General features: G+C 61.3%; 12 protein-coding genes and 1 pseudogene. 4 read left to right on the top strand and 9 right to left on the bottom strand.

Annotated elements, in window-relative coordinates:
• From ASE72_RS20470 to ASE72_RS18960, 9 genes and pseudogenes are all read right to left on the bottom strand, one after another.
• Positions 1–93 (bottom strand): annotated as a pseudogene (locus tag ASE72_RS20470) (IS5/IS1182 family transposase); the annotation flags it as partial.
• Between the two features lie 74 nt (positions 94–167).
• On the bottom strand, positions 168–665 hold the full coding sequence (locus tag ASE72_RS18990; RefSeq protein ID WP_056025445.1) for a methyl-accepting chemotaxis protein: 498 nt from the start codon (positions 663–665) through the stop codon (positions 168–170).
• An 18-nt stretch (positions 666–683) separates the two neighbouring features.
• Positions 684–1,100, bottom strand: a complete 417-nt coding sequence (locus ASE72_RS18985; RefSeq protein ID WP_056025441.1) for a globin family protein — start codon at positions 1,098–1,100, stop codon at positions 684–686.
• 77 nt (positions 1,101–1,177) lie between these two features.
• On the bottom strand, positions 1,178–4,201 hold the full coding sequence (gene mobF, locus ASE72_RS18980) for a MobF family relaxase (protein WP_056025439.1): 3,024 nt from the start codon (positions 4,199–4,201) through the stop codon (positions 1,178–1,180).
• Positions 4,198–5,007, bottom strand: coding sequence for a hypothetical protein (locus tag ASE72_RS18975; protein WP_156350681.1), 810 nt, complete (start codon positions 5,005–5,007; stop codon positions 4,198–4,200). Before ASE72_RS18975 ends, mobF begins: the two co-directional genes overlap by 4 nt.
• On the bottom strand, positions 5,004–5,321 hold the full coding sequence (locus tag ASE72_RS18970; RefSeq protein WP_056025433.1) for a hypothetical protein: 318 nt from the start codon (positions 5,319–5,321) through the stop codon (positions 5,004–5,006). The genes ASE72_RS18975 and ASE72_RS18970 overlap by 4 nt, the downstream gene beginning before the upstream one ends.
• 1,136 nt (positions 5,322–6,457) lie before the next feature.
• Positions 6,458–6,631 carry a hypothetical protein gene (locus ASE72_RS20465; protein WP_156350680.1) on the bottom strand — a complete coding sequence of 58 codons (174 nt, stop codon included), beginning with the start codon at positions 6,629–6,631 and terminating at the stop codon, positions 6,458–6,460.
• Between the two features lie 345 nt (positions 6,632–6,976).
• On the bottom strand, positions 6,977–7,195 hold the full coding sequence (locus ASE72_RS18965; protein ID WP_156350679.1) for a hypothetical protein: 219 nt from the start codon (positions 7,193–7,195) through the stop codon (positions 6,977–6,979).
• A gap of 273 nt (positions 7,196–7,468) precedes the next feature.
• On the bottom strand, positions 7,469–8,236 hold the full coding sequence (locus ASE72_RS18960; RefSeq protein WP_156350678.1) for a hypothetical protein: 768 nt from the start codon (positions 8,234–8,236) through the stop codon (positions 7,469–7,471).
• Positions 8,237–8,677: 441 nt separating this feature from the next.
• Here ASE72_RS18960 and ASE72_RS20460 point away from each other — a divergent pair, with 441 nt between their 5' ends.
• From ASE72_RS20460 to ASE72_RS18945, 4 genes are all read left to right on the top strand, one after another.
• The gene (locus tag ASE72_RS20460) at positions 8,678–8,869 is read left to right on the top strand and encodes a hypothetical protein (RefSeq protein WP_156350677.1); all 192 of its coding nucleotides are present in this window, start codon (positions 8,678–8,680) and stop codon (positions 8,867–8,869) included.
• A gap of 760 nt (positions 8,870–9,629) precedes the next feature.
• Entirely contained in the window at positions 9,630–10,778 is a 1,149-nt protein-coding gene (locus ASE72_RS18955) for a replication initiation protein (RefSeq protein ID WP_200916404.1), read from the top strand.
• Between the two features lie 162 nt (positions 10,779–10,940).
• Positions 10,941–12,143, top strand: coding sequence for an AAA family ATPase (locus tag ASE72_RS18950; protein WP_056025422.1), 1,203 nt, complete (start codon positions 10,941–10,943; stop codon positions 12,141–12,143).
• A 78-nt stretch (positions 12,144–12,221) separates the two neighbouring features.
• Complete coding sequence (locus ASE72_RS18945) at positions 12,222–13,235, top strand: ParB/RepB/Spo0J family partition protein (protein ID WP_056025419.1); 1,014 nt, start codon at positions 12,222–12,224, stop codon at positions 13,233–13,235.
• Positions 13,236–13,639: the final 404 nt, after the last annotated feature.

The following is a 13,639-nucleotide window of genomic DNA, read 5'->3' as shown; positions in this document are numbered from 1 at the left end:
CCGGTCATCAACCCGGGGCTTGCCGTGGCTCTTGGGAAAATACGGTTCGAGCCGCGCCATCTGCTCGTCAGTCAGCCAGTACAGGTCGCTCATCCTCGATCTACTCACGGAGCCTGAATCAGATTGAGCCGCTCAGATCAATGGGTCCTGACCCTAACATAATTGTTTCAATGGCAAAGGTAGTCCAAATCAGATTTTTGCTTCGATCTGATGTCATCGGTGGCAAGCTTTGTGCGACCGCTTAACGCCGACATCTCGGCCGCCACGACGGCGAAGGCTCCTCCTGCATCGCCCGATCGCGCCGCTTCAATCCGGGCATTGAGGCTGAGCATCTGACTTTCACGTGCAATATCCGACACGGTGACGCTGATCGACGCGACACCTTCCGCCGATCGGGTGAGGGCATCAATCACCGGCTTGTTGATCGCCAGGGTAGCGCGTGCGTGGGCCAACGTCTCCGTCTGGCGACGTGCCCCCTCCTCGATCGCAGCGGCTGCCTCGGCCAAAGCCGCGGCAAGCTGAGCAATGCGATGCGCTTGCTCGGTAGTTCCTCTCATGACCGCGGTCGCGGCCTCCGCTTCGGACGCCACGCACCCAGCGATGTCGGTAAGGCGCGCGGCGATGGCTCCAAGCTGTCCGCCCAGCTGATCGTCAGCATCTGCCATGTTCGCGCTCACGCGCGCTCAGACCTTCTCGCGAACGGCCGCCAGCATCGTGTCAGACAGGATCGTATAGGCAGCGATCCATGCTGCTTCGGTGTCGCGGTCGAAAGCTGGCCCAAGCCCTACGCGCAAGGTCTCTACCAGCGCCGAGCCCACTGCGGCATAATGCTGCTCGCGGGCGCCGTAGCCGATATGCCGGATCGCCAGCTCGCTCGCGACCGGTACGATCGTGTCGAGACGATCAAGCGCGTCGACCACCGTTGCGAGCGTTAGGAACAACTTACGCCCCTGCTCGGCCATGTCGTGCCGGAACAGCGCTCGGGTGTCGGGCGCGATTTCGAACAGCCGGCGGTAAAACTCCGCCGCTGCCGCATCGGTGATCGGCACCACCTCGGCGAAGCTGTCTTGAACTAAGTCGATCTGTCGGGAAGTAAGCATGGCCCATACGCTAACCGAGAATTAGACCCAAAATGGTTAATGCCGGTAAGCGTCGGCTTTGACCGTCGTGGTTAGAATTACATGTCCATGTCAAAGTCTCGAGACATCTCGATCTCGAGCTCCTTACGGCTTGGTCCGATCGGCTCGCCCCGCGCCACCGCGACCGGTTCGGGCACTGGCATGACAGGTGCCACGATGACCTCATCCTTCCCGATCGCCTGCAAGGCGGCGCTCATCGCATCCAGCAGGCGCGTGTCTCTGCTATCGGCACTTTCCACCACAATTCCTGCCGGGGCCAGTTCGCCCGTCGCCGGATCGAAGCGTTCCCCGCCCGACGGCGACAGTTCGGGTGCGAGGTCGAGCGCGTGCGGTACATCGCCGTGGTGGCTCTCGATCGCCGCCACCAAGGCAACCCGGTCGTCGGTGTGCAGCGACATGTCCTCGCGTGCCCGGGTCTGAAGAACATAGTACAGGCTTTGGCTGTTAAGCAGGCGGTCGTGGCTGTCCATGACCGTGATCGCGCGGTCCACGGTGATCCCCTGCGCCCGGTGCATGTTGAGCACCGCACCGTGCCCAAGCCGCTCACGCATCGGATCGTCCGGCGCGATGACATAGTCGCGGTCGCGGCCTGACAGATGCAGCATACCGCCCTCGAGGCGATCGAGGGTGACTGCGGTGCCGTTGGTCATACCGCGCGTCTTGTCCTCACCCGTGAAGATCAGGCGGTCGCCCTCCCGCACCTCGATCTCGCCTGGCACCGCCAGCGCGGCCCCCTGTCCGGCATGGTGAAGGCTGCGCGGATCAAAGTATCGGGTATGCCCGTCACGATCGAGCCGGACGATCCCGGTCGCCCACTCTGTCGCGCCGACCGTGTACGTGCCCGGCGCCAGTCCAGCCTGATGCCGGTAGATGTCGAGCCGCATGCCCTCGGCCCAGTGCCGCGGCTGGCGCAGTTCCTCGCGCGTCAGGTTGAGATTGTCCCAGACCCTGAGCGTGACGACATCGGGTCCGAGCAGACCTTCGGCGATCAGCCCGTCCCGCACCGCGCCGAGCACCGCCTCGCGCAGTACATGCCCCGAGGTCAGCAGCGCGGTGCGGTCACGCTCCCCGGGGGGCAGACCGAGATATTGCGCGACCGCAGCCGCAGCCGGATCGGCGCTCTCGCATACCCGCTCGCCGAGCAGCGCCACAGTATCGCTGATGCGGCCTTCACGGGCGAGCGAAGCGGCCTCGCGCAACGTGTCGTTCTGCTGGCGGCGGTTCTCGGCGAGGCGCACCGTCGGCATGCTGGCCTCCTGCAGTAACGCGAACGGTCGCCCCGCGGCCGGCGACGCGATCTGCCTCACGTCGCCTACCAGCACCAGCTTTGCCGCCTCCCCTACCCGCACCACGTCGATCAGCCCGGCCAGTTGACGCGATGACACCATCGACGCCTCCTCCAGTACGACGATCTTGCCCGCCATCAGCGTGGACAGCGTCTCGCTCGCACGGGCGCGACCATCGCTGCGACCATGCGCCTGAAGTACCGATGCGAGCGAACGCATCTCGAGCCCGCGCCCGGCCATCTCCTCCATCAGCTTGTTCTGCGGCACCAGCACCAGCAGCCCCACCCCGCCTTCCGCGCCCGCCCGGCCGACCGTCTCGAACAGGAAGGATTTGCCGCTGCCGGCATCGCCCTGGACCAGCTGGATGCGATCGGTGCCGGACAGCATCGCCAGCCCCGCCTGGCGCTGCTCGTCCGCCAGCGTCACGCCGCGCGCCTCCGCCACATGGGTCAGCGCCGCATCCGCCATGCCTGCCGCCATCGGCGAGGCCGCGGTGCCGACACCGGCGCGCACCGCGGCCAGGATCGCCTTCTCGGTCGCCAGTATATCCCGCGTCGTCAGCCGGTCGGCATGGAGACCGCCACGCGGACCCGCGATCAGGACGCCGGCCTGCCGCAAGGCATCGATCCGTACCTCTATGCCGCGCACCGTCGCCCCCTTTTCCGCCATGGAAAGGCTGGCGGCAAGGACATCGCGGTGTTCGAAGCTCGCCGTCCGCTCGCCGAGATGACGGACGCCCGCCGTGACCGCATAGGTGCTGGCGAGATCGCCGCCACGGCGGACATCGTCCAGACCGCGCAGCAGCGGCTCCGGCGTAGGCCCGAACCCGCGCGTGACCCGCTCGACTAGGGCAGCGCCCCAGTCACGCACCGCATCCAGCACCGAGCGGGGTCGCACCATGTCGTACGCAGCCTGCGTCACCCCGCGGATCGCCGGACCATGGACAACCGCCTTCTGGGCCCATAGCGCGCGCGCCGCCTGTGCATCGCCCGCCTGCTTGGCCTCGCGCGAGCGGGTCGCGATCTGCTCCATCGCGTGCGGCGAGGTCAGCCCGAGTTCGGCCGCCTTTCGCAGGATCTCCTCGCGCCGGACACTGAACGCCTCGATCACGTCGCGAGGGATACCGAGGATATCGAACTGGCCGTGCTTGCCGTTGATTTCGGTTTGATAGCCAAGCTTGCCCAGTTCAGATCGGAGCTCGGCATGATAGGCGGCACCGATCAGTGCCGACTGCTTCCACAGGGGCCGGTTGTTGAGGGCCACCCATGACCCGTCGGCACGTAAGGCTGCGTTGACCACCACGGTGTGGGTATGGAGGTGCGGATCGAGCTTGCGGCTGAGATCGTGCTGGAACAGCGCATAGACCATCCGTGCCGACTGCAGCGTTTCACCGGCCTTGCCCGAGCGCGCCTGTCCGAACCGCGCCTCCGCCCATTCCATCGTCGCCGATACCGCCCTGGCATGCGCTGCGACGACACGCGCATCGCCGCCAATCAGCGCCACCAGCGATACCGATTTCGGGGCGTTAAACGTGAGGTCGAACCCTGGGTTGCGCGTGCCGTCCCCACCGGCTGCGATGACCACGCCGCCCGGTAGCCGACCGTCCAGCACGGCGTTAAAGGTATCACCATCAACATGGCCAGCCAGTCCGAGTTCGGCTGCCCCCTCCCCGCCCCAGGCGGAGGGTCCTTCCTGCTCGCCAGTATAGTAGTTGTCGGCAGCGTAATAGGCCGCCGCGTTCCCGCCTCCGGCCAGACCGGCGGGGCGGACGGTCATGGCTTCCCCGGTACGTACGGCGGCATCGAAATTCGGCAGCTGAACCGGCGCTTCACCTCCCGCGTACGCGTCGTGCAACGCGTGTAGTCGGAGCGGAATTGCGCGTCGTCCAGCAGCGCCTTGGTCTGCGCCATGAGCTTACCCGTCGCCCGGTCGTCGCCGGCAAGTGCGTAGGCTGCACCGACGGTCGTGGTCTCGCCCACCAAGCGGATCGCCAGCCAGCGCGTTGGTTGAGTCCCGGCCAGCACGAAGGCCAGCGCCATAAGGCCTGCCAACGTGCTCAGCACCCCCCCCACAAAGGTCCAGCCCCGCCCTTTGTGCCAGGCACGTAGAACGACCACCTCGTTCTTCAAGGCATCGATCTGTCTGGCCAGTTCCCTGTTACCGTTTTCGAGCAGCAGCGTCTGCGCGTTCCGCCCTTTTTCGTGCGCGGTCTGCATCTCTTCGAGCCGCTGCATGTGCACCGCATTGTGCTTGCCGAGCATGTCGCGCAGATGCCCGGTTCCGCCGCTTTGCCGCACCGTCTCGATCGCTTTCGGTACCTCGTCCGTCACACGCCTGATGAGCGCGTCGATACGTTTGGCGTTGTCCTCCAGCGAGCTCGGTGCCGGCTCGTTCGAAAGGGTCGGATGCGTACTGCGCTGATGGCGAACCGCGGCGTCCGTCTGACCACGACGTTCGGTCATGTCGCGGACGATCTGTTCGATCAGATCACGCACTGTAATACCCTGTCGGCGTGCCTCGGTTTCGAGCTGCGCGTGAGCCTGGTTCGAGACGTCGATACGCGCGCGTTTAGGGTCGCTCATCGACCCACTCGCTCCCGTGCTTCGGCAAGCATGCGGGCGGCAAGATCGCGGCCACGTTGCCGGATTTCAGCCAGCCCCGCCTTGCCCTTCGGTCCATGCCCGGCCTGGCCTTCGACCAGCAGCTCGACGCTGGCGCGCATCTTGGTCAACTGGTCGAGCAGGATCTCATCGAGCGGCAGCAGTTCGTCGTCCAGCGCGCGCACCAGCGTGTCCGCCACCCAGGCGCTGCGCTGCTTGCCGACCTGCGCCGCGCGCCGCTCAATGCCCGCCAGCTGGTCCGGCTGGAGGTAGACCGTGATCGGTACGCGCGCCATCGAATGCCCCTTTTGCCCTTCGCATGAGTGTGCAGCGCATGATCCCGGCGCGCAATACCTTGGGCAGAGCAACAGCCTTTAAAACGTCCCAAAAATGGCGTTACTTGCTCTGTGCTACCTTCGGTCCATGTGGTCCATGCACAGAGCGGGGTATGGACCATCTATCTGTAGCCCTTGTTTTCCGCCGTTTTTCCCGCACCCTCAGGGTGCATCAGGTGTGCCCCTACCCTTTTGCAGAGTCTGATGCCGACTTTGGACCATCTAGGTGACTCCGATATCGTTTACGATTTTCCGTGGGGGTTACGGCCGGCGTGAGACCCGGCCAGGAGATAAAGCGATTTCGGTTGATACGAGGCCCCCCAGGACCGGCTGACTCAGGCGCCAGTATCACAGCGAGTTGTCTGTTATTTGTTGTCACTGCCACGAGTAGGCTTCGACTGCTCGGCACTCGCCTAGTCAGGCGAACAATCTGACGCGGATGGCTGTCTTGAGGCCATCACCGATCGTCAGCGCGGGATATCGTTTGCCAAGATGATCGTGACATAAAAATGGCGTCTAACGGTCCGTCGAAGCGGGGTCGGGTCGTTCGAAAAGTTCGATGCCGTTAGCGTACATGAGCAGCGTCGTTCGGTCCGCCGACAGGGTCTCTGGCACCGACCGAACAGCCCCATCGTTGTGATCACCATCAACACGAGCATCTATGCGCCAGTAACACGGCCCAGTCGGCCTGATCCTTGATCATTGCGACCTGCATCACACAGATCGCACCGCCAACATTCAGCACGATTTGCCAGGGCGGCATCGGCCAGTTAGCGATGCCGCTGCGAACGACGATAACTGTCCCCCGTGAGGGAGATATGGGGATCACTAATTGCTAGATTGCGGAATTTTTCTCTTGGTTATCTTGTAGCGATGGATGCGATTGGATCGTCCCTTCGGAGCAGGTTCGGGTCGCCTGGATTGCTCGATCACTTTGCACAGATCGGGAGCGTGGTTCAGTGCGATGGAGCGATCTGCGATACGGATTGCACATCCTCATGCTACTGCCCGGCTGAGGCATAACTGATCCTGAAATACAGCGGCCAGGACGGTTGATTATGGTTGCGGTTTGCTGGCTTCAGGTTGGCGAAAGTCGATCAAACGAATGACGCTGGCCGCGGGTGGCTGATCGGTCGCTCGAACGCGATATCGACGTCCTCGACGCCCGCCATATTCAGGGCGTCGAGGATCCCGCCGGACGGTCGACGATAAGGTTCGTCGTCATCAGCTGCCGGTGCTCGCGGCGTCCTGTCCTGCAAGTTGTCGGTCATGGGTTCAGCTGGCCTACTTTAACCCCTGTAGACGGCTGCAAGAGGTAGGGATGCCGATCGCACCATAACCGGGGGGCGATTACCAATTCCAGCCATGCCATCATCAGCACCATCAACGCGAGAACGGATGCGGCGAGCAACATTATCCATCGGGGCTGATGATCGATCAGCGCGATCGAAAATGCCGCTGCCGATGCCCGCTACGATAGGCCAAGGTGACGGCCTTGGGCAGCTGGCAAGGTCGCTGCAGACGACGATATACTGGGGCAGTTTCGTGAGTTCATGTCTCCTGCAAGCGACGACTCGCCGTCGACGTATAATCCATCAAAATCATTGCAGTCTGCGCTAACGCGATCGCATTGCTGCTGTGATCATCTCCCGGATATTTTCCCGCTCTTCGTCGCTCGCATATCTGTCGGATTTGGTGCCTGTAATGTCGTCCACCGTACCGTGTCCGGCCTTCACCAATGCTGCCCGGACGATGTTGCCAATTTGCCGTGATTGCGCTTCCGCTTCAAGACTGGCGAGCATCGCATAAGGTAGATCGACGATGACCGGAATCATCCAGTCTCCTGAGGTGGTGCGCATCGGATAGCCAGGGTATCCCGGTGCCATGCCGTCGCTGCCGGTACAGAGTATGCGGTGAAGGTCTAAGGGGTTGATCGATGAGTAAAATAACCGATCGGACAGGGTAGTTGTAACCGACTTACCGGGGTCAAGAGGTAACGACACAAGCGTCTCCTTTGGATGACGGGGATGACATTAGATTGGGAGATGAAATCAAAGACTGTAGGTACAGGGGGCTATCCCGGGCAGCGCCAGAACATCGCACTTTGATCAAAAGGTTGACTGGCCATTGGGTGTCAGCCGGACCAGCGGCACGGCGATCTGGGCCATTGGTTCACGGATCTGAATCACGGTGTCACAGTTGGTTTCCGTGCCGACGGCGAGGTCACGACGGAACGCTTCTTGGGTCCGCTGCTCAGCGACATTATCGGCACGCCGGGCGGCCTGTTGCGCTTGGAACGACGCGGGCGACCGAATGCGTTCTGGTCGATAGGCGTAGACGGCGGTGCGGGTAGGCATGGACGAGATCCGGCTGAACAACCGTGCACCGAGATCGCTCTTGGTCGCCAGCTCGGGATTGTCGAAGGTGATGGCAACATAGCCGCCCATGATCTCGCAGGGACTACGGACACACACTGCCAACACTCCGGACCAAAAATGCTTGAATTTTCCCCGGGGCGGTAGTGCGCGGCCATGGAAGCTGCGGGCGACCTCGCCGTCATCCGGCTCGATACGGCCGCCCTTGGCAGCGCATTTTCGCGCGAACACTCCACCGACCCGTTCGGCCGTGACGGAGCCGTTAGCGGTAGGCTTCTCGGCAAAAAAACGATAGTCGATGATCTCGCTCTCATCGCGCACCAGCGGATAGATCTGCGGGAGCGGATCGGATGGCATCGACCTGCTGGTCTTCATTGCGGTGTCCCCGCCTAAGCTGGTCAGGAAGTCAGCGATTGCAGGCGCCGACGTCACATCGTCGGGCGACGCAACCAGCAAAGCTGTGACGATCATCCTGACCGTGGCTGCAGAGACTAAAACCATACCCACCCCCCGTATCGTCTGGAGGCGGTCCCCGGCCTGTGGAGCCGGGTGTTAGGAACCCTGCATATCACAAGGCGCCGCCACCTTTAGGCGAGCCTTGGACATGCGTGACGGCCACCCGACCGACATCTATTGTCGACCGGCTGATATGACCCGAGGTTCCTACGCCTCACCCCCCGGGACTGACCGGACGGCAAGGCCCAGTTAACACGGCTGATCATGTGTGAGAATGGCAGTTTGCAAAATCCTGATGTTGAAGGGTGAGCTTTACCCCGTTCCGTCCGCTGCGGCATATAGTTGGGGGTTGGCGCCGGGATCGACCCCGTCGCGAAGGATTCGATCAGCGCGCTCGGGTGCTCGCCGCTTTGTCGAAGACGACCTGGTTCGAACGGTACGGCAGGTAGACGTCGGTCTGGTCACACAAAGGTAGGGGCCGCGTGGGTGAAAGCGCACGTCCGGCGGGGACCGAAGAAAATTGCGGTGCGCGCGCTAGCGCTCGGCAAGGCTGTTGGCGATTTCGAAAGCCTGATTCTAAGTACGCTCGACATCCGCCGAACGCCCGAGCTGCTCGAGCGCTGGATACGCATGGCGTTGCCCAGGTTTGATGCGGCCATGCCTTGCGACACGACGTAACGTGCGCAGCTCGCAAGCGCGTTCCGAGAACGAGTCTGTCGCCCTGTCGGATAGAAAGGCTTGCATCGCTGTCGGCATAAGCTGGGCATCGCCACACCGCCACTCTAGATGCTTCGGAGTACTCCGAAGATGTTGACCGGTGCTTGGAAAGGCCCTTTGGCTGTAGGTAGCTTGTTGCACTTCGTGCTTACCAGCTGAGCCCCCTCCCCTTTCGCGGTTGATTGACCACTCGGTTGAATGGCGAGCCTTAGACTCGTCCCAGTTGATCACGCGAATCGGCGACCCTCTTCCAAAATATCTATTTAAAAACGCCGCTGCGCGCAGCGGAAGGATTCCTAATTCAGTTGATTCAGATTCAGAGCGAAAGAGTCGAGTGATTTCAATGAATTAGTCGGGTTTGCCTGACCTGATGGGGGAGTTTACCTGACCGGGCGGGGGCTTAGTCCTGTCCTCCCGGGGGAGGGTACCTGACCCCTTGGGGTACCCTGACCTGGTGGGGGAAGGACGCGCCACGCACCATCACGCGATACTTTTGGTCGAATAAATCCGTAGGACGGGACAGAATGCCAGACTTGTGTCGCTTTTGAACCGCAGTTTGCGACTCAGTGGATATTCTTGATTTTACACCTCTTGGATCTACGATTCTGTCCTGACCGCATGGGGGCGCAACAGCGACAGCATATCCTGACCTGCCTTGACGCAGGAGGTCAGGTCAGGCAGCAAATAGTTTCCGCAGACTCAGTTTCGATCGTACGATGGCATGGAACCCGAAGCAGGCAAAATAGCCGAAGAAGTCGAACCAGTAGCAGACGAAGTCTCGCCTGGTCGAGCGATGCGCGTAGCTGCGGCCTTGCGGGCTAAAGGCGGCGATGAGTTCGCTAAGCCTGGCAATATCATTGAGGTTAAGTTTGTCAAAGGCGAGTCGCTGAGCCTTACGGCGTCGCGTTTGCTCGCCCTCATGATTCTAACGGCTGGAGGCGATGCGTGGGAAGACAAGCCGCATCGAATTAGAAAGGCTGACATCAGGCGAGGCCATAAGGGTAACGAACGAATCACTGACATGTTGGAGGAGCTTCATCGGACACTGTTCGCCGTCGATGATAAATCCTGGCGGGGTAAGAAGGCGACGCTTCGCTTCTCGCTCATCTCGCGATCGCGCGAAGAGACCGAAGAGGATGGAGGCGAAGCCGGCTGGATCGAATGGGAGTTCACGCCAGACGCTCGCAAGATGATCCAGGCATCGGAAACCTATGCCGTGCTGAACCGGCAAGCGGTGCTCGGTTTCAGGTCCAACTATGCATTGCGGTTGTATGAGCTCGGGGCGCTACGTCTACATCGGAGGCAGGCGACTTGGCGGGGCGACATGGCAGCGCTGCGCGCGGCGCTGGGGATACCACCTGAAGTTTACACCGACTTCGCGCAGTTGCGCCGCAAGGTGCTCGAAAAGGCGAAGGCCGAGATCGATCAGCTTGCCCATTTTCGTGTCGAGTGGCGCGAGATTCGCCAGGGGCGGACGGTGGCCGAGATCGAGTTTCGGTTTGAGCCGAAGAGCCCGCCGGAGGTTATCGAAACGGTTGATGAGCTTGATCGCCATTCCCGTGGTCGCCGGGAACGACGCGATGGTACGGCCGAGACTTTAATGGTAGGGCAGGGGGCTGTCGCTGCGACGACGAACGCGCTCACTAAACCGGAAGAGAAAACCTTCCCTCGCGGGTCGATCCGCTTCGGTCATGATGATCTACTGAAAATCGGTCGGACACATGGGGGCGGTTGGGACATCGATATGATCGCAAGCGGATTTCGGGAGCATATGGGCGAGCGGCTCGAGAAGCTCCGCGGGGTGAAGCTCGCCGCGGCTTGGAAAGGGTTTTGCGAGAGCTGGGTGACAAGGCGAGGTCGTGCGATTTGAGGAGAATTGCACGCGTGCAATTTGCCTCCCCCATAGGGTCAGGTTAGCGCCTGGACCGTCTGAGATCCGCCAAAGCGGCCGCTCAACTTTCGAAACTTGCAAACTCGTTGACCAAAATCCGCAAGTTTGTATACCATGCCTTGAATTTCGAAAGGCAGAAGTATGTCTAATAGCCTGGAGCTAGAGGAGGCCGATCGCCTCGTGTCCGTTGCGACCTTGGCGAACCGCACATCTTCGGTCTTAGAGCGACTTCGGGATTCGGCACGGAGCGCCAGAAGCGACGATCGTCGCGAACCGACCTTCACAATCGGCAAAGCGGCTCAGCTTGTCGGCCGGACCGCGGCGGCGATTCGTGATGCGGAGAAGGACGGACGCCTGCCGGAGCCGACGCGGACCGACAACAATCGGCGCGAAAAATATACGCTTGCGCAACTTAATGACATGCGGGGTGTGTTTGGGACCCGACCGTATCGCAGCCCCGAAGATCCATGCTGCGTTGTCGCCGTGCAAAACTTCAAGGGTGGCGTTGGAAAGTCGACGCTCGCGGTGCATCTCGCGCAATATCTCGCAATCCGCGGCTACCGGGTAGCACTCATTGACTGCGACAGTCAGGCGTCGGCGACGACGTTGTTCGGCTACGTGCCCGACCTCGACCTTGACGAAGACGACACACTCTACCCCTTCCTTCGCGAGGGGGAGCGAACATCGCTCGATTATGCGCTCCGAAAGACGCATTTCGACGGCCTGGAGCTTATCCCGGCGAACTTGAGATTGTTCCAATCCGAATATGAACTGGCGGCACGCATGGCACGCGGAAGTGGGGGCCTGCTGGATCGGTTGAGAGACGGGATCGAAAGCATCGCGGACCGCTTCGACGTGATCGTGATGGATCCCCCACCCGCCTTGGGTGCGATTTCTCTGTCAGTGTTGCGCGCGGCAAATTCATTGGTCGTGCCCGTCCCGCCAACAGTCATGGATTTCTCCTCGACAGCTGCTTTTCTTTCAATGCTGGACGAGACGATCGAGCAGCTTGCTGAACGTGGTTTAGCGCCTGAACTGCGGTTCCTGCGGTTTGTCGCGTCGAAGGTCGACGAGAACAAGTCGATGCAGAAGGAGCTGTTAAACCTGATGCGGACGCTGTTCGGCCATGCGATGGTGCGCACGCCGCTCAAGGATTCTGCGGAGATCGATAACGCGACTGCTCGGTTGATGACGGTTTATGAACTCGATGGGCCGGCAACCAGCTCTGCAGTTCGTAACCGCTGCCTTGCGTATCTGGACGGCGTGAACGGCGAAATCGAGGTCGACATACGGTCGATGTGGCCAAGCCATCAGAAGCGCTTGCGCGAGGCGGCGCTCGCGTGAGCGAGGAAAATTGCACGCGTGCAATTTTCAGTAGAACGCGACTTGCACGCGTGCAATTGCGAGCGAAGGGAGGCTCACATGAGCAGGAAAAACAGCAGCTTCGCCGCTGATCTCGCGGCTGGAATTGACCTTACGAGCGAGGCGGCACCGCGACGGTCCGGCATTGCAACGAACGTTTTGACCGGCAGGGCCAATCGGCTAGCTGACCTGGCATCAGGTGCGGTGGTGACGCGTACCCATGAACTGGTCGATCCGGCCCGATGCCGCATGTGGGCCGGGCACAACCGTGAGTACGGTCTGCTCAATGAGCAGCGCTGCGAGGACCTGATTGAAAGCATCAAGGCGCAAGGCCGGCAGGAAATTCCAGCTATCGTTCGTCGTGTTGTGGGCGATCCAAACTACGACTTCGAAGTGATATGCGGCGCCCGCCGACATTGGACTATCAGCTGGCTGCGGTCCCACAACTATCCGGAATTCAAGTTCCTCATTGACGTCCGCGAGATCGGCGACGAGGAAGCATTTCGCCTTGCGGATATTGAAAACCGTGCGCGCGACGATCTTACCGATCTAGAGCGAGCTCGGGACTATCTACGAGCGCTCGACGCCTATTATGAGGGGCGTCAGAAGACGATGGCTGAACGCCTCAAAGTCTCTGAGAGCTGGTTGACGCGTTACTTGGATCTGGCACGGCTGCCGACGGAGCTGACGAAAGCCTTTACCGAGCCTCAAGAATTGGGAGTCCGAAACGCGATCGCGCTTAAGTCTCTATTGAAGCCAGAGGATCGTAGGGAGCGTGCGTTCAAGGAAGCGGAGCGTCTTGCAAAGGCCCAAGAAGAGAGCGGGCAGCCTATGCCGGTGCTTGAAGTACTCAAAGCCCTGACATTAGCTGTTGACCCCCCCAAAAGGTCAGGATCCCCCAAGAAGTCAGGATCAACGACGACGACCGTTTCGAGCGAGGGAGGGAAAGCGGTCCTTAGGGTCGAAGGTGCCGACCGGAAGGGCGTGCGGCTTACGCTCTTGAACAAGGGCGGCGCATCGCGTGAGGACGCTGAGCGCGCAATCCGCGAGGTACTGGATCTCTATTGGGCGTAAGCGAGTGGCCGACGAGGCGGGCGCCGTTCATTGGGTTCGGAACGCCACCGGCCTTCCGTCCTGGATGGAGGCAATTGAGTGGATGCGCCAAAAGTGACATCCCCCGCCACTCCGCCATCCGGGACCGGCGCATCGGGATGTTTGCTTCGCTAAAGGCAAGCCTGTGCGGATGGTGCGGATCTGAGGGCCACACACAGTTATCGGGGGGGGCTATGCGCGGGCATCTGTGCCAACTCGAGTTCAGTAGGCCGTCAAAGCAACCGGGCGGCTTTCGCACTCCCACGCAACTACGACAGCGGTCAGGGTGCGTACGAGATCGGGCGATTGATAGCTACGGGTATGAGGCTGGCATACGAGGGCGGCAGGAGTCCGTTGAAATGCCGCCGTAGTGGTACCCCATCATT

Origin of the sequence: Sphingomonas sp. Leaf20, from assembly GCF_001421535.1 — a bacterium.
In the GTDB taxonomy this organism is placed as follows: domain Bacteria; phylum Pseudomonadota; class Alphaproteobacteria; order Sphingomonadales; family Sphingomonadaceae; genus Sphingomonas.
Note: the sequence above shows the minus strand (reverse complement) of the source record. Positions and strands in the feature narration are given on the sequence as shown.

What these genes read in the sequence shown, in the direction of transcription:
- ASE72_RS18965 (WP_156350679.1), bottom strand. Translation starts at nt 7,195, where the DNA reads ATGATTCCGGTCATCGTCGATCTACCTTATGCGATGCTCGCCAGTCTT.
- ASE72_RS18945 (WP_056025419.1), top strand. Translation starts at nt 12,222, where the DNA reads ATGAGCAGGAAAAACAGCAGCTTCGCCGCTGATCTCGCGGCTGGAATT.
- mobF (WP_056025439.1), bottom strand. Translation starts at nt 4,201, where the DNA reads ATGACCGTCCGCCCCGCCGGTCTGGCCGGAGGCGGGAACGCGGCGGCC.
- ASE72_RS18990 (WP_056025445.1), bottom strand. Translation starts at nt 665, where the DNA reads ATGGCAGATGCTGACGATCAGCTGGGCGGACAGCTTGGAGCCATCGCC.
- ASE72_RS18950 (WP_056025422.1), top strand. Translation starts at nt 10,941, where the DNA reads ATGTCTAATAGCCTGGAGCTAGAGGAGGCCGATCGCCTCGTGTCCGTT.
- ASE72_RS18985 (WP_056025441.1), bottom strand. Translation starts at nt 1,100, where the DNA reads ATGCTTACTTCCCGACAGATCGACTTAGTTCAAGACAGCTTCGCCGAG.
- ASE72_RS18970 (WP_056025433.1), bottom strand. Translation starts at nt 5,321, where the DNA reads ATGGCGCGCGTACCGATCACGGTCTACCTCCAGCCGGACCAGCTGGCG.
- ASE72_RS20465 (WP_156350680.1), bottom strand. Translation starts at nt 6,631, where the DNA reads ATGACCGACAACTTGCAGGACAGGACGCCGCGAGCACCGGCAGCTGAT.
- ASE72_RS18955 (WP_200916404.1), top strand. Translation starts at nt 9,630, where the DNA reads ATGGAACCCGAAGCAGGCAAAATAGCCGAAGAAGTCGAACCAGTAGCA.
- ASE72_RS18960 (WP_156350678.1), bottom strand. Translation starts at nt 8,236, where the DNA reads ATGGTTTTAGTCTCTGCAGCCACGGTCAGGATGATCGTCACAGCTTTG.
- ASE72_RS18975 (WP_156350681.1), bottom strand. Translation starts at nt 5,007, where the DNA reads ATGAGCGACCCTAAACGCGCGCGTATCGACGTCTCGAACCAGGCTCAC.